The sequence below is a fragment of the Cobetia amphilecti genome, assembly GCF_032923285.1.
In the GTDB taxonomy this organism is placed as follows: Bacteria; Pseudomonadota; Gammaproteobacteria; order Pseudomonadales; family Halomonadaceae; genus Cobetia; species Cobetia amphilecti.
In genome coordinates this window covers 2831492-2853897 of the sequence record NZ_CP136695.1, presented here as the reverse complement: position 1 = coordinate 2853897, position 22406 = coordinate 2831492, and the positions used below count along the sequence as shown (strand labels likewise).

Below are 22406 nucleotides of genomic sequence, written 5' to 3'. Positions count from 1 at the left end.
AATGAAAAATTTAGCATTTTGGTGGCGTGATCCCAATAGTTCAAGTTACAATCTAGGCGATGAAATTACACGTATAATTTTTAAGGAATATTATGGGTTTGATTTGAAGAAAGTATCCATCGAAAGATGTGATTTTATTAGTACAGGCAGTATTCTGAACTGGCTTCCAACAGTGGCTTCAAAAAAAACCAAGAAAACCTATGTTCTAGGCAGTGGTTTTATGAACCCAGAGGTTGATATTGAGCTTGTAGATAGTCTAGTTAAAGCTAAGAAAATTGATTTTAAGTTCGTGAGAGGCTATTTTACAAAAAGCTTGCTACCAATATCGGTACAAAGTACATGCTCCGTGGGAGATCCAGGATTACTTTTGTACAACATGTTTAGTCCGGTATATCAAACCAAAGAAGATAACAATGCTAAAGTCGGTTTAATTCCGCATCACTCTCAAATGAATAATGAATGGGTCGAAAAAGTACTAGAGGATAAGAATATTGAATTGATTGATATACGTACTGATTCTATTCAAGATTTTGTTGATGAGTTAAGAAAATATAAATACATTGTGAGTCAGAGTTTACATGGACTTATTTTCTGTGATGCTTTATTAATACCAAACGTGTGGTTGAGAGTTAAAGCCTTACATAAAGGTGGTGATTTCAAATTTCACGACTATTTCTCATCGATAAATCGTGATCATAATAAGTTTATAACACACGAGTCTTTAAGCTCACCCGTTGATATAGTGAAAAACCTGTATATACCCGATTCAAAAATTATATCAGAAAGAGCAAATGATATTGATCAGAGCCTACGTAATTTTATTAAGGAAAAATAATGGCCAACGTTCTAGTTTGTATACGTACTAATAATGTTGACTCACAAGCTTTTTACCTTGCTAATTACTATCGCGCTTCTGGACTAAATGTAGTATTCGCTGTAGATGAGACTAAAGCAAGTTCTGTCTCAGGGTATGTAAATAAGTGTTCGTATAACCGCGAATGGCTGGATGAAAATAATCTTAGACATGATTTCCCAACTATAGGTTGGAAGTGTGGAGATTATGCATTGTATCCCGTTATTAAGAGATTCCCTAACTATGATGGGTATTGGCTTGTAGAAGATGATGCAATAATTTGTGATCAAAGATTAAATAAATTGCTGGCTGGTGTTGATCCCGACGTTGATTACATGGCGCTTAAGTTTGGTAAGCGAGACTCTTCGTGGATTTGGTATTCGTCATCGAAATTCTCGTACAAGCTGTCAGATGACAATGTCTTTGGATGCTGCTTCTCGATTAATTATTTTTCTTCCAAATTTGCAAGCCGGATGTTTGAAAAGCGTAAAGAGCTTACTATAGTGAATTCTAGCCAAGATTTATATCCTGGTGATGAAGGCTTCGTAGCCAATCTTCTGAAAAGTGAGGGATTTGTTCTCAAGAGCTTGGAAGATTATTTTGGTGAGAGTTTTTGTGAATCGTATAGATGGTCATCATCTGGACAATACTATAACTTTCACTATTTGTCGGATTTAAAGTCTTCCGATAGCAAAGGAATATATCACCCTGTACTGATTGAGGATACATCAACTGACTACTTGCTTCGTAAAAAGAAGATTATTAAACGACAAGCAAATATGAACGGTGGCGATGTACAAAAATATAAGAGTTTCTTATCTAAAACTTCAGATAAACTTCATCGCGTTATCATGAAAAACTTTAATTCTAATTTAGGTGAATAGTAATGAGTTACAGTAATGACAGCCGCTTTAGTTTATTTGGTGGCATCAACGTTCTTGAATCTCGCGATCTTGCGATGCGGGCTTGTGAGCATTATGTAGAGGTTACCAACCGGCTTGGTATTCCCTATGTATTCAAGGCCAGTTTCGACAAGGCCAATCGGTCCTCGATTCATTCGTATCGTGGCCCGGGGCTGGAAGAGGGCATGCGAATCTTCCAGGATGTAAAGGCTGAGTTCGGCGTCAAGGTCATCACCGATGTCCATGAGACTTGGCAGTGTGAACCTGTGGCGGAAGTGGCCGATATCCTGCAGCTGCCGGCTTTCCTGGCTCGTCAGACAGATCTGGTCGTGGCCATGGCCAAGACTGGCAAGACGATCAATATCAAGAAGCCGCAGTTCCTGAGCCCGGGGCAGGTGGTGAACATCGTCGAGAAGTTCAAGGAAGCGGGCAATAGCGATCTCATACTCTGTGATCGTGGTACAAGCTTCGGTTATGACAATCTGGTAGTCGACATGCTCGGCATCGATGTCATGAAGCGCGTGACCGGGAATCTTCCGATCATCTTCGATGTCACCCATGCGTTGCAGCAGCGTGAAGCGACCGGCGCCGCTTCTGGTGGTCGTCGTCAGCAGGTAGTGACATTGGCGAGAGCTGGCATGGCCACTGGCCTGGCAGGCTTGTTCCTGGAAGCGCACCCGGACCCTGACAATGCCAAGTGCGATGGGCCCAGCGCTTTGCCGCTGCATCAACTCGAACCTTTCCTGCAACAGGTCAAGGCTATCGATGATGCAGTGAAGTCACTTCCAGAGCTGGTCATTGAATAAGTCTGCAAAGGGAATAGCGTCGTGACGATTGAGATGAACCAGAAAACGGTCATCATCATTCCTGCCCGTTACGGCTCCAGCCGTCTGCCAGGGAAGCCCCTGGCAGACATTGCTGGCAAGCCGATGGTGCAGCATGTGGTGGAGCGTGCCACTCAGGTAGCAGGAATTGATGCGGTATGGGTTGCCACGGACGACGAGCGTGTATTCGACGCAGTAGAGGCTTTTGGCGGGCAGGCAGTCATGACCTCACCAGAGCATGCCTCTGGCACGGACCGTCTGGTTGAGGTAATGCAGAAGGTCTCCGCCGATATCTACCTCAACGTGCAAGGCGATGAGCCATTGGTGCGGCCGGAGGACCTCGAGTTGCTGGTGGCGTCCATGCAGAATAGCCAGGCAAAAGTGGGAACACTTTGTCATGCTATCTCATCGGAGGAAGCCAAGAATCCGAACACGGTCAAGGTTCTGTGCGATCAATTCGATGATGCTTTGTACTTCAGTCGCTCTCCGATTCCTTACCCTCGCGAGGTTGAAGAAGCCAGGTATCGTAAGCATGTCGGAGTCTACGCCTATCGACGCGAGGTCTTGGAAGGATATTCACGGCTACCCCAGTCCATGGCAGAACGTGCTGAATCGCTGGAACAGCTTCGCCTCATGCATGCCGGTATCAAGATCCATGTCATTGAGGTAGAGGAAACCGGGCCCGGCGTTGATACCCCTGAGTGTCTGGAGACGGTACGTGCTCTGATAGAAGGCCGCACACCGCAGAGCAAGCCTGATCCATTGGCTCAGACTCGGCTACTGATTACGGATGTTGATGGCGTCTTGACTGATGGTGGTATCTATTACGATGCCTCGGGTGAATCCTTGAAGCAGTTCCATGTCCGGGATGGCCTGGGAATCCGCTTGCTGGAGGAGTCAGGCATTCAGGTGGCGGTCCTTTCGGGGCGCGATTCTGCCACGCTGCGCAAACGCATTGCCGATCTCGGGATCTCTCATGCCAAGCTTGGCGTGAAGGATAAACACGCTGCATGCCAGGAATTGATGGCGGCAGCGGGTTCGACTGCGGAGCAGACAGTATTCATTGGCGATGATGTCATAGACCTCCCAGCCTTCGATGCGTGTGGTAGAGCCTACGCTGTCGCGGATGCACCGGACTATATCAAGGCACAAGCCGATGAAGTGTTGTCACTGCCAGGGGGCAAGGGCGCTGTCAGAGAACTGGCCGACCGAATCCTTTTGGCACAGGGGAGGGAAGCGGTTTATAGCACTGCTTCGGGGTTCCTGGGCAATGTTGCTAAAGTTGCACAATAAACAATGAAGGAAGCTGCTCAGCACATCTCTGCTGGGCAGCCAGGCATCATGGACAGAGGGTAAGGAAATGCCAAGCGTCGAGATTGGAAAGAAAGTATTCGTGACTCAGGCGGAGGCACTGCAAGCGACTTCTGAGCGTTTGGGAAATGAGTTTGAAGAGTCGGTACGCATGATCATGACGACTTCTGGTCGGGTGATCGTCTCCGGGATGGGCAAGTCAGGCATCATTGGCAACAAGATTGCAGCCACCTTGGCTTCGACCGGTACGCCCAGTTTCGCGGTACATCCAGCAGAGGCCTATCATGGCGACCTGGGGATGTTTACCAAAGGGGATGTGGCCATTTTGATTTCCTACAGTGGAGAAACTGAAGAGGTCATCCGCCTGATTCCGTCACTGAAACACTTCGGGGTCAAAATCATTGCCTTGGTAGGCAATCCCGGTTCGACCCTTGGCAAGAACAGTGATCTGGTGCTGGATGTCGGTGTTGATCGTGAGGCGTGCCCCAACAATCTGGCACCTACTACCTCGACCACTGTGACCTTGGCCATGGGGGATGCGCTTGCCGTTGCCTTGATCGAGCGCCGTCATTTCATGCCTCAGGATTTCGCGGCGTTCCATCCCGGCGGCAGCCTTGGTCGTCGTTTGCTGACGCGTGTCCGTGATGTCATGCACTCCCCAGTCCCCTGTAATACCCCGACAGATTCCTTGCGCGAAGTGATCATGACGATCACGCAAGGCGGGTTAGGGCTGACCGTCATTGCTGACAATGGCATTATTCAAGGCTTGATCACGGACGGTGACTTGCGTCGCTCACTCTTCGATAATCAAGGGCTGGATGGCGTGACAGGGGGCGATATCATGACCCGCACCCCCATGACGATCAATGAAAACGAAATGTTCTCGGCTGCCGAGAACACCATGTTGAAAGCCAACGTCACCTCTCTGTTGGTAGTAGATGACAATGGTGCTTTGACCGGAGTTCTCAAGCTCCAGGATGCTCGGAAGATCGGTTGAGTTTCTTGCCGAAAATGTGGTGAAGGAGTCAGGCATGCGGTCTCTTGCTGCTAGATGCATGGATACACTAGGGGCATTTACGGGTGCCAAGTCCTTCGTGGCCAATCCTGTGCTGGGGAACCCCGGGCTGAACCGTCGTGGGCTTCATCTGGTGCGCTTGCGCGCCGCGCATTGGATGATGCGTGTACGTCAGGCCTGGTTTGCCTATGGGGTGCCGCGAGAGCAGCGTAAGGCCTTTCAGCATGATGGCTACCTGATGCTGGAGGATTTTCTGCCTGCGGAGCAGTACGAGCGATTGGTCAGAGAGGCTGAGGGGGCACGTGGCGAGATTCGTCAGTGTCGCCAGGCAGATACCTTGACCCGTCGTCGTGTAATGGCGCCGGAAAATGTAGCAGCCTTACCGGAAATGCAGGCCTTGATGCGTGACAAGCGGTTCAGGCGCCTGATGCGTTACTGCAGTGGCCATGCGCGACAGCCCATCATGCATCTGGAGCGTATTCACAATGGCGTGCTGGAAAGCCATGAGCGCGATCCCCAGAAGTCCCTGCATGTGGATACCTTCCAGCCCACCATGAAGTTCTGGCTGTATCTGCAGGATGTGACACCTGCCCAGGGGCCTTTCATGTTTGTCCCGGGCTCCACGCGCATGTCGCCAGCGCGTCTGTCATGGGAAAAGCATATGAGCCTGATCGCACGCGACCACCCCAATCGATACACGCAGCGTGGGTCTTTCCGTGTGGATGAAGGGGATCTCGAGCGCTTCGGTCTAGGCGAGGTCAAGCACTTTGCCGTCAAGGCCAACACACTGTTGATCGCCAATACCTACGGCATGCATGGGCGTGGTGAAGCAGAGCAGGGCAGTACACGCTTTGCACTGTGGGGGATGAGTCGCACGACTCCCTTTTCCCCCTTGCCGGGACTTGGCTTCGAGTGGATCAATCGGCTCCAATATCGTGTGCTGGAAGCGGAGCGGCAGCGTGATGATCGCAAGGCCGCCGCGCGAGGTGAGATGGCTTCCTGGTTCGTGCCTGCTGACAACGGGGATCTTTGACCCGGGCTCATGTGACAGAGCCTTGTGACAGGGCGTTGTGACAGCGCCAGGAGTCAGTGAGCTTTATTGCTGACGTCAGATTTTGCGTGTCATCAAGCCCTGAGGCTCATCCTTTAGCCACCTTGGCAAGCCAGGCCTCCCTCATGATGGACGAGAGAGTGAAAAGCCCCGTTCGCTACGCGTACGGGGCTTTTTTGTGCCTGTCATACTGGAGACGGAGTCATCTCGCTCTCTATATAAGTTGGTTCTCATTATGTGGGTATGCCATTCGGGCGAGGAATTTCAGCTGTGATACTGCACGCTAATCGGCCAAGGGCGGGCGGGGCGGTAGCGTATCATCAGGAGACAACAAGGGACGAGCCCAGGGATGTTGTGTGGCAGCCCCATGACTCTGACCCTTGATTCTCTGCACTCTCAATTTTCTTTCTGCGCCGAGTGCGTGGCTGAGGTGAAGCATGAAGTTCCTGATTACCGGCGGTGCCGGGTTCATCGGCTCTGCCGTGGTGCGCGAGCTGATCGATTCGACGTCCCATGAAGTGGTCAACCTGGACAAGCTGACCTATGCGGGCAATCTGGATTCGCTGGAGTCCGTCAGTGATCATCCGCGGTATGTCTTCGAGCATGCGGACATCTGTGATGCTGAGGCACTGGCACGAATCTTCAGTGTGCATCAGCCGGATATCGTCATGCACCTCGCCGCCGAGAGTCATGTCGATCGCTCCATCGATGGGCCGGAGGCCTTCATCGAAACCAACGTCATGGGTACCTGCCGGTTGCTGGAGGCGTCACGCCGTTACTGGAAGCAATTGGCATTGGTGAATCCTGCCAAGGCTGAGACGTTCCGCTTCCATCACATCTCGACCGATGAGGTGTTTGGTGATCTTGCAGTGGATGACCCCGGCTTTACGGAGCTGACACCCTATGCGCCGAGTTCTCCCTATTCGGCCAGCAAGGCGGGGTCGGACCATCTGGTAAGAGCCTGGCAGCGGACCTTCGGTCTACCGACAGTGATGACCAACTGCTCGAACAATTATGGCCCCTATCACTTCCCCGAGAAGTTGATTCCCCTGACCATCCTCAATGCCCTGGCAGGCAAGCCACTGCCGGTGTATGGCAATGGCCATCAGGTGCGCGATTGGCTGTATGTCGAGGACCACGCGCGTGCCTTGATCAAGGTGGCGTGTGATGCGCCGCTGGGGGAGAGCTACAACATCGGCGGGCATAACGAGCAGCGCAATATCGACGTGGTACGCCTGATCTGTGAGACGTTGGAAGCCTTGGTGCCGCAAAAGCCTAAAGGTCTTGCGCATTACCGTGATTTGATCACCTTCGTGACCGACAGGCCCGGGCACGATCTGCGTTATGCCATTGATGCCGACAAGATAGCGCGTGATCTGGGGTGGCGGCCGCAGGAGACCTTCGAGTCGGGCCTGCGTAAGACGGTTCAGTGGTATCTGGATAATCCTGAGTGGTGGCAGCGGATTCGTGATGGCCGCTATCAGGGAGAGCGTCTGGGAGCCGAGATCTGATCCGGGCACCGTGCAGGAGATGAAGTGACTCAACTGCCTGAGGTGACTTGGCATGAGTCTCATCATGCTCCTGCCTTGCCCAGCCCTGAGCTATATATATTGATTTAGTGATATTTTGATAAGCTTTATTAATAGCAGTAAAATGCGCAATCTTGCGGCGAAAACCATGCTGCAGGCGGTCTTCTTGCTGTTTACGCTATGAGCTGAATCAGATGCTGCGTCAGGGAGCCAGGTGAGCTTGTCAGTTCACTGGGCCAGGAAGCGTAGGCACTGACTGATCCGCGACGACAGCGGAAATTCAGCAGGGACAGGGAGCGTAACATGGCACGGAAAGGCATCATTCTCGCGGGGGGCTCCGGCACTCGCTTGCACCCGATCACGTTAGGCGTTTCAAAGCAGTTGCTGCCTATCTACGACAAGCCGATGATCTTCTATCCCGCCTCGGTCCTGATGTTGGCCGGCATCCAGGACATCATGATCATCTCGACGTCTGAGGACTTGCCGCAGTATCAGCAGCTGCTGGGCAGTGGTGAGCAATATGGCGTTCGCTTTGAATATGCCGTGCAGCCTAGCCCGGACGGGCTGGCTCAGGCTTTCCTGATCGCCGAGGACTTCATCGGTGATGATGATGTCTGCCTGGTGCTGGGGGACAACATCTTCCATGGCCCCAACTTTACGGGTCAGCTCAAGCACGCCGCGTCCCGTGCCACGGGGGCGACCGTCTTCGGTTATCTGGTGCAGGACCCGGAGCGCTTTGGCGTGGTGGAGTTCGACGAGCAGGGCAAGGCGCTTTCCATCGAAGAAAAGCCTGCCCATCCTCGTTCGCCCTTTGCGGTGACCGGCCTTTATTTCTACGACAACGATGTCGTGGAGATCGCCAAGCGCGTCAAGCCTTCCTCTCGGGGGGAGCTGGAAATCACCTGCATCAACAATGCCTATCTAGAGCGGGGCGACCTGCATGTCGAGCGCTTGGGGCGTGGCTTCGCCTGGCTGGACACCGGCACGCATGACAGCCTGCTGGAGGCTGGGCAGTACGTGCAGACCATCGAGCATCGTCAGGGACTCAAGATCGCCTGTCTGGAAGAGATCGCCTGGGGAAATGGCTGGATCGATGACGATGAGATGTTCGCGCTCGGCCAGCGTCTCAGTAAGACTGGCTATGGCCAGTACCTGCTCAAGCGACTGGAGGATGTTCGCCGTGCCACGGCACTCGGTGAAGACCGCCACGAACTGATACGCGTGGCGTGATGAGAGTCAGCTTTACGCAAGGCAAATGACCTGGTTCGACATCGAGTTCATCAACCCACAAGGCCCGCAGCTACCCCTGCGGGCCTTGTCATTTCTGGAGCTGAGGACGACCAATCTGACACTGCCAGCGGCGATTTGGTGTCCAACGCAGGTAACACGTTGATTACATCCGCTACACAGCAGCAAAATTTGAGTGGTGTGATGCCCAGAAATCATTAAGCTCAAAGTAAGCGTCCCAGAGTCAGTGTGTGCTCTCGCTCGCGCTTGTTTGGCGGTGACGCTGAACGTGCCGGGACCATGAATGCCTCGAGTAAAGGAGACTGACATGACCGCCTTCCCGACCACTCCTCGTTGGATCGTACTCAGTGATGAAGCCCAGGCGCTGGAAGATATCTATTTCTTCCTGCCTGCCATGGCCGCGTTGCGCAAGGAAGGCACACGTGTCGAGCGTTTTGAAACCCGCCGCTGGAAGTTCTCCCCCAAGCTTGCCCAGGCGCGCCTTACCGGCGCTTGCCTGCTGATCGCGCGTAGCCTGGGGCGGGAATGGATCGAGATGCTGGAAGCACATCGTGAGCAGCACGGTCGTATCTGCTACCTCGTCGATCATCTGTATTCGCCTGAGTTGCTGCCATCGGAGCAGGACACCTCCACCCCTGAAGCAGGCTCTGAGGCTGAAGCGGCTCAATTGCAGCAGCGATTGTTCGCGCTGGCGGATGAGGTCGTCGTGGTCAGCGAGCAGCTGGAGGCCGCTCTGGCGAGTCTGCATCCCAAAGTCAGCCTGTTGACGCCGCCGTTGACTGGCATGCTGCCGGATCTGCATCATCTCGAGCAGAGCGACTGGTGCATCGGCTTTCACGGCACTCTGGCGCATCGTGAGGACATCCTCACGCTGGCCCCAGTGCTGCGCGATATCCAGACGCGGCATTCGGACAGTGAGGTGGAACTGATGATGGGCCGCCATCTGCCGCTGGCGCTCAGCGATATTCCCCGCCTCAAGACGATGGAGGCCGTCAGCTGGGAGGCCTTTCAGGATTATTGCTCGCGGCGTCGGATCGCCATCGGGCTGGCGCCCTTGATGGAAAACTCCGACAACCGTGCTGCCTCCTGGTTGCGGTTTCTCGATATCACCTGCATGGGCGGGGTGGGCATCTACAGTCGCCGGGCGCCCTATGTCGATCTGATCGAGGACGGCGTCGATGGCCTGTTGGTGGGGGATGATCCGGCAGAATGGACAGCCGCCCTCGAGCGCCTGCTGGGCAATCGTGATGCGACGCGTGCCATGGCGCACAACGCGCAACACAAGGCCCATGAAGTGGGCGACCCGCTGCGGGTGCTGGATTTCTGGCGCGCCCGTTCCACGGTGGCGCGTGCCCGCTAGAGTCGTTCATGTGGCCTGCTTCAGATAGCCCGAACGAGATAACCTGACCGAAATGCCCCGATCCAACCACTGTTTGCTCGAGCGCCGTGCCCCTCAGGGGTGCGGCGCTTTGTTATGATCTAGCCATCTTTTCGTTCTGAGTCATTTATCCTGTTGAAAGGAGTGCTGCATGGCCACCCCCGAGTTACCCGATGACTTGCCCAGCGCGACGTCGCAATCATCGCAGCAGGATGTCGAGGTGGCGCACAGTCAGCGTCTCGCCAGCCCGGCGGTCGCCCGCAATCGTGATGTGATTCTCGATGTCCTGCGGGATGTGCTGGCAGCGCGGCGTCAGGTGCTGGAACTGGCCAGTGGCAGCGGCGAGCACGCGGTACATTTCGCCCACGGGTTGCCTCATCTGGAGTGGCAGCCCAGCGATGCCAGCCCGCGTGCCTTGGAGTCCATCGCGGACTGGCGCGCCGAGGCCGCCTTGCCCAACCTCAAGGCGCCGATCACGCTGGATGTACAGGCCGAGTGGCCTGAGGTGGCCTGCGATGCGCTGGTGGCGATCAATCTGATCCATATCTCGCCGTGGCGGGTCACGTCCGAGCTGATGTTGCAGGCCGGTCGACGTCTCCCGAAGGACGGCGTGCTGTATCTCTACGGTCCCTACAAGCGGGGAGGGCAGCACACGGCGCCGAGCAACGAAGGCTTTGATGTGCAGCTCAAGAGCCGCAACCCGCTATGGGGCGTGCGTGATCTGGAGGCGGTCATCGAGGAAGCAGAGCGCAACGGCTTGCGGCTCGACAAGGTGGTCGAGATGCCAGCGAACAACCTGAGTGTGGTCTTTCGGTGTTAGCGCTGGTAATGGCCGTCAGTAGGCCGTCGGAGGGGGTAATTACACCTCATGTGGCCCATTCACTACGACAATGCCCCGTCCTGTCGCCAGGTCGGGGCATTGTCGTGTCTTGGCGAAGGAAATGCGGCTGCACGGGAGTGCGCAAGCGCTTGAATCCCCGACTCACGTTCAATAAGGGCCGCTATTGTCTCTTGAGTCATGCCATGCGATTGAAGCCCGCCTGGAAGGGGATGAGGTGCTCTTCAATGGCCTCCTCATCCAGTGCCTCCGGCGAGAAGTCTTCCCCCAGCATCTGAAGTAGCTCGTGACCATGAGGATCCTGCTCGCCGGCACTGGCGGCTTTCAGGGCAGCATACCCCTGCACACCGCCGATATCCTCTGGCGGGCACGCCATGGCACCATCCAGCCATCTTGGACAGGGGGATACTGCCTCTACCTCTGTTGCTTCGATGACAATGCGATGTTTCCAGTCATCGCCAAAATCATAGAGATAATGGAAGTCATTCCCCTTGGCCCGATTCACCAGGGTCTTCAGCTTGGCATTTCGCGACATGGTAATGGGGCGTTCGCTGAAGTCGTCGGGTTCAGCGTAGTAGCGGCCGTCACACTCAAACTCGTAGAGGTGTTGCTCCTCCCACCCCATCACGTCCTGGATAAGCTCGTGTAGTCGGTGCAGATTGATCGTTTCTGGCACGACGACTCGACGCCAGACCAGGGGATCCGTGTCCATCAATTCAATACGTAGTTGAATGTCCGCCATTCGGCCTCCTCGAGTGAAGTCGCTGCGCATGAGCGTATTATGGGAATATCCGGGCGATTGACCGGATTGTCCGTTTACGCCGCAAGTCGACTCGCTATCACGATGATCCAGTGATGGTGACTCACGTATCAACCGATGCGTTGTCCTCACTCTCCTTCAGCAATCCCTCTATCACCAGAATAGAGCGTTCATGCGGTGCTTGTGGGGTAGAACGATTGCCTTGTTCCACTTCAAAAGGGAGTAGTGCAGAGACCAGTACCGCGGCGATCAACGAGAATAATGCATCAAAGTATTTCATCGATATCCCCCTCCAGACAATGAATGTGTCTACAGAGACTATGCCGCGTGCTACAGAATTGCCTTTCGGTAATATCGATATGAACTAGCGGAACAACCGATGTCAGCGGCTGGCGCGTCGTCAGCGAGCGTCGGGAGCTCGTTCGGTGTCATTCCAGTCGATCACATGGCTGATGATCTTCCAGCCGGCCTTGCGCGCCGCTTTCTCTGCCTGAATTTTGGCTTGAACCTTGGAGATGCTGTCAGTCTGCACCGTGAAGGGCTCTTCCCATGCCAGCCGCTTGTTCTTGACGCCCAGTGTCACTCTGAGCCCCTTGAGAGGCGTGGTGGTTTCTCTGGCGCGGGGTGCTTCAGGACGCGCGCGAGGAGCGGTCTCTCGGGAGGTTGAGCTGGCGGTTCTGTTGGTACTACGCACGAACTTGTCGAGTTCGCGTTTCATGCTTTCTTCGAATTGGTCGACTGACATGTCACTCATCTGGGTAACCCCGTTTGATCAAAGGAATTCACATCTGAAGCAGCAGGGAGTCAACACACATAGGTGGTGATGACTTGCGAGATTTCGGTAAGGCGTGTCTTGCCGGTAAATTCAAATCTCACCGTACCGAGTGCCGAGAAATAGATCGTGAGCTCTGAATCAAGATCAAAGGTGCCGGAAGTTTCGATGGAATAGGTTTCAATCTTCTTGTAGGGGAGCGAGGTGAAATCTTTCTTGCTGCCGGTCAAGCCTTGAACATTGACAGCGATAATACGCTTGTTGGTAAACACGACCCCGTCACGCATTGATTTATAGGCTGAAATGATTTCTTCGCCCTCGATCAGCAGGTCATTGACGCGTTCGGCATATTCATCGTTCTGTTTGAGTTTAAAAAAGCCTTTATTATTGAAATCTATCATTGTATTACCTTGTGATTCGACAGTGCTGCCATCTGGGGATACTTCGCTAGCGCATGAGTAGGAGCCTTCCCTCGGCCTCTGGCGGGACATGCGGCTTTTTTCAGTATCAGGACTAGCATAATCCATCCCGCGCCAACGGAGTAGCCCCGCGCCCTGACACCAGAGCTCCGAGGCGATCAAGTGTGCTGCATGGCAGTGCAAGAAGGGAGAACGCGGAATGCACGCCGGCCTCTCTGGTCAGCATGACGCTTGCTGTCCGATCTCGGGAGGCCACCTTCCTTCACTCGGACGGCCAGACCTCTTCGAGACTTTGCAGAGCGGCTTCTACACAGGGCTCGTGTTGCTTGTCGTGACGCCACACCACACTCAAGGCACAGGGCAGGCGGGTATCCGGCACGATATTGAGGCCTCGTTCCTGGCGCTCGGCCAGCGCCAGTACATCGCGAGCCAGTGTCAGCCCGACGCCGGCGCGCACCAGGTCCAGCATGCAGACTTCCTGATCCACCTGCGCGACGCGGTGGGGTGTGCACTGACTGTCACGCATGGCATGCGCCAGCAGGCGTGAGTGAACGGAGTTTTCCGGCGTCACGATCCACGGCAGGGCGGCCAGGGAAGGCCAGTCAGTGTCCGTCAGGCGCGCTGACCAGCCGCTGGGGGCGAGAATGAAATAGTCGAAGAATGCCAGCTCGCGATAACAGAGGGAGTCATCGCGTGGGCCTTCTCCGGGGGGAGCGAGGTAGAAGCCGATTTCCAGTTCATTCTGGCGCAGCGCCTTGAGGACGCAGCCGCTCATGCCGTGATGGAGTTCCGTTTCCAGATTGGGTGCGCGTTCCAGAAGATGGCGCAGCAAGCTGCCCAGACGAATGAATTCCGGGTCGACGATGGTGCCGATGCGCAGCTTGCCGCGCACTGTGCTGTGCAGTGCCGCGGCGGCCTGCTCGAAGCCACGTGCGCTGGCCAAGGTCTTCTCGGCACTGGGCAGCAAGGCTTGGCCGTCGGCCGTCAACAACAGGCCATGGGGGTGACGCTCGAACAGGCTCAATCCCAGGCCTTCCTGCAATTGCTTGAGCTTGAGGCTGATCGCGGGCTGGGTGAGGTGCAACGCCTGCGCCGCTCGCGACACGCTGCCGGTGCGCGCCACGGTGACAAAGGCGTTGAGTCGGGACAGATCCTGCATCAGTGACATCCCTGTGTTTGGCATTTTCTGGCCGGCGAGACACGTGCTGCTGGCCCTGCATCACGCATTGTGGCCTGAATGCGTTCTCTGCCACCTATTGGCCATTAGTCGCGGTAAGCCGTGTTCACCCGGGACAGGCCTCGTGATCGAAGCGCCTGTCGCTGTCGAAATCTCTTCCTTTTTATTCATTGTAACTGATTGATTATAAGCGCTTAACTGTTGCTCTGGTTCTCGAGGGAAGTGGAGAAATGTCTGAGCGAAATCGGATATCAGCAATCGTTATATCTCACCCAAGAATTACTCAATTGCACCCTGCGCGTGGCGGCGTAATTTCATGAACACTTGCTGATGGCATGTCCTCGTTCGTCATAGACCAGGCGAAGGACCTTCAGCGCCAGACATGTGCATGACACAGGCTTATTCCTATAAAACACCGCCAGCGGAGATCAGCACCATGACGACAGCAGCCAACGCTATCCAGCATTTCATCAACGGCCAGGTGACTCGAGGCGACTCCAGCGTCACTCAGGATGTCTTCAATCCGGCCACCGGCAAGGTGACCGGTCAGGTCGCGCTGGCCCGTAACAGTGATGTCGATGCCGCCGTGGCTGCTGCCAACGCCGCTTTCCCGGCCTGGGCCGACACGCCGCCGATTCGCCGTGCCCGAGTGATGTTCAAGTTCCTCGCATTGCTCAACGAGCACAAGGACGAGCTGGCGGAGGCGATCACCCGCGAGCACGGCAAGGTATTCACCGACGCCCAGGGCGAAGTGGCACGCGGCATTGATATCGTCGAATTCGCCTGCGGTATCCCGCAGCTGCTCAAGGGTGATTTCACCGACCAGATCAGTACCGGCATCGACAACTGGACGATGCGCCAGCCGCTGGGCGTCGTCGCTGGCATCACGCCGTTCAACTTCCCGGTGATGGTGCCGATGTGGATGTTCCCGGTTGCCATCGCGGCAGGCAACAGCTTCGTGCTCAAGCCGAGCCCGCTGGACCCCAGTGCCTCGCTGATGATGGCGGACCTGCTCAAGCAGGCGGGTCTGCCGGATGGCGTCTTCAACGTGGTGCAGGGCGACAAGGATTCCGTCGAGGCGCTGATCGATCATCCCAAGGTGCGCGCCCTGTCCTTCGTGGGCTCGACCCCGATCGCCAACCTGATCTATGAGCGCGGAGCACGTCACGGCAAGCGCATCCAAGCACTGGGTGGCGCCAAGAACCACATGGTGGTGATGCCGGACGCCAATCTCGACAAGGCGGTGGATGCCCTGATCGGCGCGGCCTACGGCTCCGCCGGCGAGCGCTGCATGGCCATCAGTGTCGCGGTAATGGTGGGCGATGTGGCGGACACCCTGGTGCCGCGTCTGGCCGAGCGTGCCCGCGAGCTCAAGATCAAGGACGGCATGAATCTGGACGCCGAGATGGGCCCGATCGTCACCCGTCAGGCGCATGAGCGTATCTGCGGTTACATCGAAAAGGGTGTCGCGGAAGGCGCCGAGATGATCGTCGACGGGCGTGAGTTCACCGGCAACGACATCGGCGGCGACAGCACTGAAGGCTTCTGGATGGGCGGCACGCTGTTCGATCACGTCACGCCGGATATGACCATCTACAAGGAAGAGATCTTCGGCCCGGTCCTGGCCTGTGTCCGTGTGCCGGACGTCGCGACCGCCATCCAGCTGATCAACGAGCACGAATTCGGCAACGGCGTGAGTTGCTTCACCGAGAGCGGCAGTGTCGCGCGGGAATTCGGGCGCCGCATTCAGGTGGGCATGGTCGGCATCAACGTGCCGATTCCGGTCCCGATGGCCTGGCACGGTTTCGGTGGCTGGAAGAGCTCCCTATTCGGGGATACCCACGCCTACGGAGAAGAAGGGGTGCGTTTCTACACCAAGCAGAAGTCCATCATGCAGCGCTGGACGGATTCCATCGATGCCGGTGCCGAGTTCGCCATGCCGACGGCCAAGTAAGTCGCTCGCGACTGCGGTCATCTGCATTCTGGTTACCTACCAGCATACGCCAGCTGTCTGGAGAGGGACGCGTCATGTCAGACAACAAGAACAACCCGCATCGATCCCCGGAGGGCGAGCAGGACGCTCGCCCCGCCAAACCGGGCGACGATCTCTCTGAATTCGATTACATCATCGTGGGCGCCGGTTCCGCCGGCTGCCTGATGGCCAATCGTCTCAGCGCCAACCCTGACCACCGCGTGTTGCTGGTCGAGGCGGGCGGACGTGACAACTATCACTGGATTCACATTCCGGTGGGCTATCTGTACTGCATCAACAACCCGCGCACCGACTGGATGTTCCGCACCGAGCCGGACAAGGGACTCAACGGCCGTTCGCTGATCTATCCGCGCGGCAAGACGCTGGGCGGCTGTTCCAGCATCAACGGCATGATCTACATGCGCGGCCAGGCGCGGGATTACGATCACTGGGCCGAGGTGTCCGGCGACGACGAGTGGCGTTGGGAGCAGTGTCTGGCTGACTTCATGCGTCACGAGGATCACGCGCTACTGGATGACGGCGCCAGCAGTGATCCTGGGCAGCATGATTTCCACGGTCACGGCGGGGAATGGCGCGTCGAGCGTCAACGACTCAATTGGGAAGTACTGGATGACTTCGCCATTGCGGCCGAGCAGGCCGGCATTCCGCGCACCAAGGACTTCAACCGTGGCAGCAATGAAGGGGTGGCCTATTTCGAGGTCAACCAGCGGGCGGGTTGGCGCTGGAACACGGCCAAGGCCTTCCTGCGCCCGGCGCTCAAGCGCAGCAACCTGACCCTGTGGCATTCCACCCAGGTCAATCGTCTGCTATTTGCGGGCGGCGAGCAGGGCATGGGGGCTGAAACACGGGCTGGCACAGGGGCGACGGACGCAGCGAAGCAAGCCTCCGATCTGCGCTGCACGGGGATACAGGTCGTGCGTGATGGCAAGGTCATCAACCTCTCGGCGAAGCGTGAGGTCGTGCTGTGTGCCGGCGCCATCGGCTCGCCACATCTGTTGCAGGTTTCGGGCGTCGGGCCCAGGGCATTGCTGGAGGAACATGGCGTCGAGGTAGTGAAGGACCTGCCCGGCGTCGGCGAGAACCTGCAGGACCACCTGCAGATCCGTTCAGTCTACAAGGTCACCAATGCCAAGACCCTGAACGCCATGGCCAGCACCTTGCTGGGCAAGATGGGCATCGGCATGCAGTACCTGTTCAAGCGTTCCGGGCCGATGAGCATGGCGCCGTCGCAGCTGGGGGCCTTCACGCGCAGCAGCGATGACTACGCCCACCCCAATATCCAGTATCACGTCCAGCCGCTGAGCCTCGAGGCCTTCGGGCAGCCGTTGCATCCCTTCCCGGCGATCACCGCGAGTGTCTGCAATCTCAACCCCACTAGCCGTGGCACGGTGCGTCTGCAGAGCGCCGACCCGCGTCAGGCCCCAGCGATCGCGCCCAACTATCTGAGCACCGATGAAGACCGCAAGGTCGCGGCCGATTCCCTGCGGGTCACGCGGCGTATCGCCTCCCAGCCAGCCTTTGCGCGCTACAAGCCCGAGGAGATCAAGCCGGGGGTCGAGTACCAGACTGATGAAGAGCTCGCCAGGCTCGCCGGCGATATCGGCACCACCATCTTCCATCCGGTGGGCACCACGCGGATGGGGCGCGCTGATGACCCGATGGCGGTGGTCGACAGCCGTCTGCGTGTGCGCGGCATCCAGGGGTTGCGGGTGGCAGATGCCGGCATCATGCCGACCATCGTCAGCGGCAATACCAACTCGCCGACCCTGATGATCGCGGAGAAAGCCGCTGGATGGATTCTGGAGTCAGCTGTCGGAGGAGACTGATACGAGGCCCTGCATGTCCCCAATGCGTCAGCCAGTGCTGATCGCTCAAGGCCGGCTTGTCTGACCCTGAGCCTGCAGGGGGTAGCTTCCAGAGCATGAGAAGTGCTCAAGCGCTGAGCGTCTTATGACACGAGGTGAACATCGAGGCTTCTGCGTGTGACGTTGGCGCATCGGCTGGCGAGACCCTCGCGAAGCAAGGAGCGGAAAGACTGCCGCGTCAGGTGCTGGCTTCTGCGTGACAGTCGCCGCTCATGAGCGCTTGAGACCCACAGGCCGCCGACATTGACGTGTCGGCGGCCTGTTCGCGTCTGGCGGAAACTTGGTCGAGGAAGGCGTTAAGAAGGTACGAGGGGGCGCGAGGATGTGAAGTGCGCAGTGCGAGATTAATGAATGAAATTCATGTTTGCATGAGAAAATACCGTGTCGCGATTCATGCTTTTCGCGGTTGCCGGGAAAGTATAATGCGCGTGGAATAAAAAATGTATAATGCCGCGCTCTTTTCATTACGAAAAATTATTGAATACAGCGAACTGCCCGAGCAAGAGCGACGTCTCGCCCCTCTTGCTCGGGCTTTCTCACTAAGGTGGTAGTCGTGCAAGAAGCAGTTCCCCCCGCCAGTGATGGCGATCATCTGGACCCGCGTGTCTTCATCCCCGCCGTATTGGTCATCCTGGCCTTCATCGGCCCGGTCATCCTGTTCCCGGATGCCAGCACCGCGCTGATCAATGCCGCTTTCTCCTTCGCCACCGGCAAGTTCGGCTGGCTGTATCTGGTGGCCGGCCTGAGCGTCGTAGGATTCCTCATCTGGCTGGCCTTCAGCCGCTACGGCAACGTCCGCCTGGGCGGGGCAGAGGACACGCCCGATTTCTCCTACTTCAGCTGGGTGGCGATGATCTTCACCTGCGGGATGGGGATCGCGATCGTCAACTGGGCGTGGGTCGAGCCGATCTACTACTACACCTCGCCGGCCTATCACGTGGCGGCCAAGAGCCGTGAGGCCGCGGAGTGGGCGCTGGCCTTCGGTCAGTTCCACTGGGGGCTGACGCCATGGGCCTTCTATTGCCTGCCGGGCCTGCCGATCGCCTACTCCATGTACGTCAAGAAGCGTGATGGCGTGCGTCTGTCCGTCGCCTCGCGCGGCGTACTGGGCCGTCATGCGGATGGCGCCTGGGGCGTGTTGCTGGATTCCATCGTTGTGTTCGGGATCGTCGGCGGCGTCGGCACCTCGCTGGGGCTGGCGGTACCGCTGGTATCTCAGCTGGTCAGTGGCATCCTCGGCATGGAAGCTAACTTCGGGCTGGAAGTCGCGGTGCTGTGCATCTGGACGGCGATGTTCTCCGCCAGTGTCTGGTTCGGCCTGGCCAAGGGCATCAAGATTCTCTCCGACGTCAACGTGATCCTGGCGATCTTCCTGCTGGCCTTCACCTTCATCGTCGGTGACTCGCAGTTCATGGTCGAAGGCTTCGTCAACAGCCTCGGCAAGACCCTGGGCAACTTCATCCCGATGAGCCTGTGGACCGACCCGGCGGGGGATTCCACCTTCTGGAAGGACTGGACCGTCTTCTACTGGGCCTGGTGGATCGCCTACGCGCCGATGGTGGGTCTGTTCGTGGCGCGTATCTCGCGCGGCCGTACCATTCGTGAGCTGATCATCGCGGAGCTGGTGTTCGGCTCGCTGGGAACCTGGGTATTCTTCGCGGTGTGGGGCGGTTACGCGCTGGATCTGCAGATCAGCGGCGCGCTGGACATCAAGGCGCTGCTGGACAGCGGCGGTATCCCGCTGGCGGTGGAAGGCATTCTGCAGACCCTGCCGTATGCCAAGCTGGTCACGGTGGCCTTCATCCTGCTGTGCTTCATCTTCCTGGCGACCACGCTGGACAGCTCGGCCTACGTGTTGGCCTCGGTGACCTCACGCAAGCTGTCCGGGTATCAGGAGCCCAAGCGCTCGTTCCGCTTGATCTGGGCCTTCCTGATTGCGGCCGTCGGGGTCGCGTTGATCCAGTTGGGTGGCCTGCAGACGGTGCAGACCTCGACCATCGTGGTGGCGCTGCCGATGATTCCGGTGATGCTGATTCTGGCGCTCTCGATGCTGCGCTGGCTCAAGAATGACTTCCCCAAGGAAGAGCTGAATCCGGTACTGGTCATCGATGACATGCCGGCCTTCCATCGCAAGCCGAAGAAGACGAATCGCCAGGCGTAACCGCGCTATGCGCTGAAAGAGACGGCGCAAAACCTAACGACAAGGGCCCCTCAACATGAGGGGCTCTTGTCGTTTCTGGCGTATGGAAACGCCTGACAAGGCGCAGGTTTGGCCAGGCTCAGGCCTACCATGCCCAGCCCTTCGCTCGGCCACGTCTCTCGTTCATTTCTCTCGGTTATTCCAGCCAGGGACGATCAAGTCCTACAGCGCTTGGCAAGAGGTGCTCAACAGTAGGCTCTCAAGCAGGCGGACGGCAGCGGACGACAAGGCAAAAAGGGGAGTGGGCGGATGGTGGGGCTTCATCCGTGTGTATTCGTGGTGGGCGACGGCCAGCATCGAGTATCCAGAGCCGCTCGGATTGGATGACAGGACGCAACAATCCTGGCCTGAACGTCTGGCCCTCAGGCCTTGGGTTGGCGGTCTCTTGCTGGGCGATTTATGAGGTAGGAGTTTGCATCTGACCTGAAAACCGCAGCAGCTCGACACCTGTATGCATGAACATGCAGTAAGTTGTGCACGTCGTGCCGGATGCCACCTCGGGTTCCTCGTTGGCGGGATGAATCAACTGGTGCTTATATTGCAACACGTTAGGTTTTCGCTATTCCCTGGTTAGCTTTTATTTATTTTTGCTATGGGAGCTTCTCGCCAATACTCCTCGCCCCGTTACTCCCTGATTTAACGAGGAATTTGCGAGATGCTGAACGTACGTTTTCCCATGAAGACCCTGACGGCCGTGATGGCGCTGGGCCTTTCTGCCAGCAGTCTGGCGCAGCAGGAAGTGATGACTCGCTCCAATGGTGCGCCGGTAGGCAACAACCAGAATTCCCTGACCGCCGGCCCGAACGGCCCGACACTCCTGCAGGACCACCACCTGCTGGAGAAGCTGGCGCACTTCGAGCGCGAGCGCATTCCGGAGCGTGTCGTCCACGCTCGCGGTACCGGTGCCTACGGTGAGTTCCGTGCCACCGCGGACCTCACCGACCTGACCGTCGCGGCACCTTTCCAGGACAAGGGCCAGGTGACGCCGGTCTTCGTGCGCTTCTCCAGCGTGATCAACAGCAAGGGCTCGCCGGAAACCCTGCGTGACCCGCGTGGCTTCGCCGTCAAGTTCTACACCGAGCAGGGCAACTGGGACATCGTGGGCATCAACTTCCCGGTGTTCTTCATCCGCGATGCGATGAAGTTCCCGGACATGATCCATGCGCTGAAGCCGGACCCGCGTACCAACCTGCAGGACCCGAATCGCTACTTCGATTTCTTCAGCCATATCCCCGAAAGCACCAACATGCTGACCTACCTCTACTCGCCGCTGGGGATTCCGACCAGCCTGCGTGAGATGGATGGTTCTGGCGTGCATGCCTTCAAGTTCGTCAATGCCGAAGGCGACTGGAAGTACGTGAAGTTCACCTGGAAGTCGCGTCAGGGCAACCACGGCATGACGCCGCAAGAAGCCGCCAAGGTGCAGTCCACTGACTTCAACCATCTGACCGATGACCTCTACACCCATCTGGATGCCGGCGATGACCCGGTCTGGGATCTCTATATCCAGACCCTGGATCCCAGCCAGCTGAACAGCTTCGATTTCAATCCGCTCGATACCACCAAGTTGTGGCCGGAAGACCTGATTCCTGCCCGCAAGGTCGGTGAGCTGACGCTGAATCGTACGCCGGACAACTTCTTCCAGGAAACCGAGCAGGCGGCCATGTCGCCGGCCAACCTGGTGCCGGGTGTCGAGCCGTCCGAAGACCGCATGCTGCAGGGGCGTCTGTTCGCCTACGCCGATGCCCAGCGTTATCGCCTGGGGGCCAACTTCATGCAGCTGCCGGTGAATGCGCCCAAGAATGAGGTGCACAACAACCATCAGGACGGCGCGGGTTACTCCAAGCCGCGTTCCGGCTCCATCAACTATCAGCCGAGCCGCAACGCCGACTCGCTGGTGGATGACAGCCAGTACGAGTACAAGCGCTACACCCTGAATGGCACCACCCAGCAGCAGCCGATCGGCAAGCAGCAGAACTTCGCTCAGGCCGGTGAGCTGTATCGCTCCTTCTCCGAGCAGGATCAGGACGCTCTGATCCAGGCGCTGGGGACTGACCTGGGCAAGGTCAAGAACGAGGAGATCCGCGAGATCATGGTCAGCCACTTCTACCAGGCCGACCACGAATACGGTGAGCGTCTGGCCGAGGTGGCAGACGTCGACATGGATGACGTTGAAGAGCTGATCGAGGACTGAGACATCTGAGGCAGCGGCTGAAAGCAAAGCGTATGAAGAAAAGCGTGATGCGATCGCGATCAACCGCTGCCCGGAAG

Annotated in this window: 19 protein-coding genes; 14 read left to right on the top strand and 5 right to left on the bottom strand. The window is 57.0% G+C overall.

The window, feature by feature from the left end:
- Position 1: 1 nt before the first annotated feature.
- From R1T44_RS12225 to R1T44_RS12180, 10 genes are all read left to right on the top strand, one after another.
- A complete protein-coding gene (locus R1T44_RS12225; protein ID WP_317292102.1) occupies positions 2-835 on the top strand; it encodes a polysaccharide pyruvyl transferase family protein in 834 nt (277 codons plus the stop codon).
- The gene (locus R1T44_RS12220) at positions 835-1737 is read left to right on the top strand and encodes a hypothetical protein (protein WP_317292101.1); all 903 of its coding nucleotides are present in this window, start codon (positions 835-837) and stop codon (positions 1735-1737) included. The genes R1T44_RS12225 and R1T44_RS12220 overlap by 1 nt, the downstream gene beginning before the upstream one ends.
- A 2-nt stretch (positions 1738-1739) precedes the next feature.
- The gene (gene kdsA / locus R1T44_RS12215) at positions 1740-2561 is read left to right on the top strand and encodes a 3-deoxy-8-phosphooctulonate synthase (protein ID WP_317292100.1); all 822 of its coding nucleotides are present in this window, start codon (positions 1740-1742) and stop codon (positions 2559-2561) included.
- A 21-nt stretch (positions 2562-2582) separates the two neighbouring features.
- Complete coding sequence (gene kdsB, locus R1T44_RS12210; RefSeq protein WP_317292099.1) at positions 2583-3872, top strand: 3-deoxy-manno-octulosonate cytidylyltransferase; 1290 nt, start codon at positions 2583-2585, stop codon at positions 3870-3872.
- 67 nt (positions 3873-3939) lie between these two features.
- Positions 3940-4887, top strand: a complete 948-nt coding sequence (locus R1T44_RS12205; protein ID WP_288388144.1) for a KpsF/GutQ family sugar-phosphate isomerase — start codon at positions 3940-3942, stop codon at positions 4885-4887.
- 34 nt (positions 4888-4921) lie between these two features.
- On the top strand, positions 4922-5938 hold the full coding sequence (locus R1T44_RS12200; RefSeq protein WP_288388145.1) for a phytanoyl-CoA dioxygenase family protein: 1017 nt from the start codon (positions 4922-4924) through the stop codon (positions 5936-5938).
- Between the two features lie 455 nt (positions 5939-6393).
- Positions 6394-7467: a dTDP-glucose 4,6-dehydratase gene (rfbB, locus tag R1T44_RS12195; RefSeq protein ID WP_288388146.1), complete on the top strand. Its 1074-nt coding sequence runs from the start codon at positions 6394-6396 to the stop codon at positions 7465-7467.
- Positions 7468-7788: 321 nt separating this feature from the next.
- Positions 7789-8715, top strand: coding sequence for a glucose-1-phosphate thymidylyltransferase RfbA (rfbA, locus tag R1T44_RS12190; RefSeq protein WP_317292098.1), 927 nt, complete (start codon positions 7789-7791; stop codon positions 8713-8715).
- 325 nt (positions 8716-9040) lie between these two features.
- A complete protein-coding gene (locus R1T44_RS12185) occupies positions 9041-10093 on the top strand; it encodes a glycosyltransferase family protein (protein ID WP_317292097.1) in 1053 nt (350 codons plus the stop codon).
- A 169-nt stretch (positions 10094-10262) separates the two neighbouring features.
- Positions 10263-10931, top strand: a complete 669-nt coding sequence (locus R1T44_RS12180) for a DUF938 domain-containing protein (protein WP_317292096.1) — start codon at positions 10263-10265, stop codon at positions 10929-10931.
- Between the two features lie 196 nt (positions 10932-11127).
- Here R1T44_RS12180 and R1T44_RS12175 read toward each other — a convergent pair whose 3' ends face one another.
- The 5 genes from R1T44_RS12175 to R1T44_RS12155 form a co-directional block, all read right to left on the bottom strand.
- The gene (locus R1T44_RS12175) at positions 11128-11691 is read right to left on the bottom strand and encodes a plasmid pRiA4b ORF-3 family protein (protein WP_213115208.1); all 564 of its coding nucleotides are present in this window, start codon (positions 11689-11691) and stop codon (positions 11128-11130) included.
- A 121-nt stretch (positions 11692-11812) separates the two neighbouring features.
- The gene (locus tag R1T44_RS12170; RefSeq protein ID WP_156941181.1) at positions 11813-11989 is read right to left on the bottom strand and encodes a hypothetical protein; all 177 of its coding nucleotides are present in this window, start codon (positions 11987-11989) and stop codon (positions 11813-11815) included.
- A 120-nt stretch (positions 11990-12109) separates the two neighbouring features.
- Complete coding sequence (locus tag R1T44_RS12165; protein ID WP_213115207.1) at positions 12110-12427, bottom strand: hypothetical protein; 318 nt, start codon at positions 12425-12427, stop codon at positions 12110-12112.
- Between the two features lie 86 nt (positions 12428-12513).
- Complete coding sequence (locus R1T44_RS12160; RefSeq protein WP_024952722.1) at positions 12514-12882, bottom strand: PH domain-containing protein; 369 nt, start codon at positions 12880-12882, stop codon at positions 12514-12516.
- A gap of 280 nt (positions 12883-13162) precedes the next feature.
- A complete protein-coding gene (locus tag R1T44_RS12155; protein ID WP_024952721.1) occupies positions 13163-14059 on the bottom strand; it encodes a LysR family transcriptional regulator in 897 nt (298 codons plus the stop codon).
- 454 nt (positions 14060-14513) lie between these two features.
- Between R1T44_RS12155 and R1T44_RS12150 the strand changes: the two genes are divergently transcribed.
- From R1T44_RS12150 to R1T44_RS12135, 4 genes are all read left to right on the top strand, one after another.
- On the top strand, positions 14514-16031 hold the full coding sequence (locus R1T44_RS12150) for a CoA-acylating methylmalonate-semialdehyde dehydrogenase (RefSeq protein WP_284727445.1): 1518 nt from the start codon (positions 14514-14516) through the stop codon (positions 16029-16031).
- Positions 16032-16105: 74 nt separating this feature from the next.
- On the top strand, positions 16106-17896 hold the full coding sequence (locus tag R1T44_RS12145; RefSeq protein ID WP_284727444.1) for a GMC family oxidoreductase: 1791 nt from the start codon (positions 16106-16108) through the stop codon (positions 17894-17896).
- Positions 17897-18488: 592 nt separating this feature from the next.
- Positions 18489-20096, top strand: coding sequence for a BCCT family transporter (locus R1T44_RS12140; protein WP_284727443.1), 1608 nt, complete (start codon positions 18489-18491; stop codon positions 20094-20096).
- A 694-nt stretch (positions 20097-20790) separates the two neighbouring features.
- Positions 20791-22329 (top strand): catalase, encoded by a 1539-nt coding sequence (locus tag R1T44_RS12135; protein ID WP_284727442.1) that lies wholly within the window; start codon positions 20791-20793, stop codon positions 22327-22329.
- The last annotated feature ends 77 nt before the right edge of the window (positions 22330-22406 follow it).

Bases quoted from the DNA above. Each gene is read 5' to 3' on its own strand.
- R1T44_RS12225 (WP_317292102.1), top strand. From the start codon at position 2: ATGAAAAATTTAGCATTTTGGTGGCGTGATCCCAATAGTTCAAGTTAC.
- R1T44_RS12220 (WP_317292101.1), top strand. From the start codon at position 835: ATGGCCAACGTTCTAGTTTGTATACGTACTAATAATGTTGACTCACAA.
- kdsA (WP_317292100.1), top strand. From the start codon at position 1,740: ATGAGTTACAGTAATGACAGCCGCTTTAGTTTATTTGGTGGCATCAAC.
- R1T44_RS12205 (WP_288388144.1), top strand. From the start codon at position 3,940: ATGCCAAGCGTCGAGATTGGAAAGAAAGTATTCGTGACTCAGGCGGAG.
- R1T44_RS12200 (WP_288388145.1), top strand. From the start codon at position 4,922: ATGCGGTCTCTTGCTGCTAGATGCATGGATACACTAGGGGCATTTACG.
- rfbB (WP_288388146.1), top strand. From the start codon at position 6,394: ATGAAGTTCCTGATTACCGGCGGTGCCGGGTTCATCGGCTCTGCCGTG.
- rfbA (WP_317292098.1), top strand. From the start codon at position 7,789: ATGGCACGGAAAGGCATCATTCTCGCGGGGGGCTCCGGCACTCGCTTG.
- R1T44_RS12185 (WP_317292097.1), top strand. From the start codon at position 9,041: ATGACCGCCTTCCCGACCACTCCTCGTTGGATCGTACTCAGTGATGAA.
- R1T44_RS12180 (WP_317292096.1), top strand. From the start codon at position 10,263: ATGGCCACCCCCGAGTTACCCGATGACTTGCCCAGCGCGACGTCGCAA.
- R1T44_RS12175 (WP_213115208.1), bottom strand. From the start codon at position 11,691: ATGGCGGACATTCAACTACGTATTGAATTGATGGACACGGATCCCCTG.
- R1T44_RS12170 (WP_156941181.1), bottom strand. From the start codon at position 11,989: ATGAAATACTTTGATGCATTATTCTCGTTGATCGCCGCGGTACTGGTC.
- R1T44_RS12165 (WP_213115207.1), bottom strand. From the start codon at position 12,427: ATGAAACGCGAACTCGACAAGTTCGTGCGTAGTACCAACAGAACCGCC.
- R1T44_RS12160 (WP_024952722.1), bottom strand. From the start codon at position 12,882: ATGATAGATTTCAATAATAAAGGCTTTTTTAAACTCAAACAGAACGAT.
- R1T44_RS12155 (WP_024952721.1), bottom strand. From the start codon at position 14,059: ATGCAGGATCTGTCCCGACTCAACGCCTTTGTCACCGTGGCGCGCACC.
- R1T44_RS12150 (WP_284727445.1), top strand. From the start codon at position 14,514: ATGACGACAGCAGCCAACGCTATCCAGCATTTCATCAACGGCCAGGTG.
- R1T44_RS12145 (WP_284727444.1), top strand. From the start codon at position 16,106: ATGTCAGACAACAAGAACAACCCGCATCGATCCCCGGAGGGCGAGCAG.
- R1T44_RS12135 (WP_284727442.1), top strand. From the start codon at position 20,791: ATGCTGAACGTACGTTTTCCCATGAAGACCCTGACGGCCGTGATGGCG.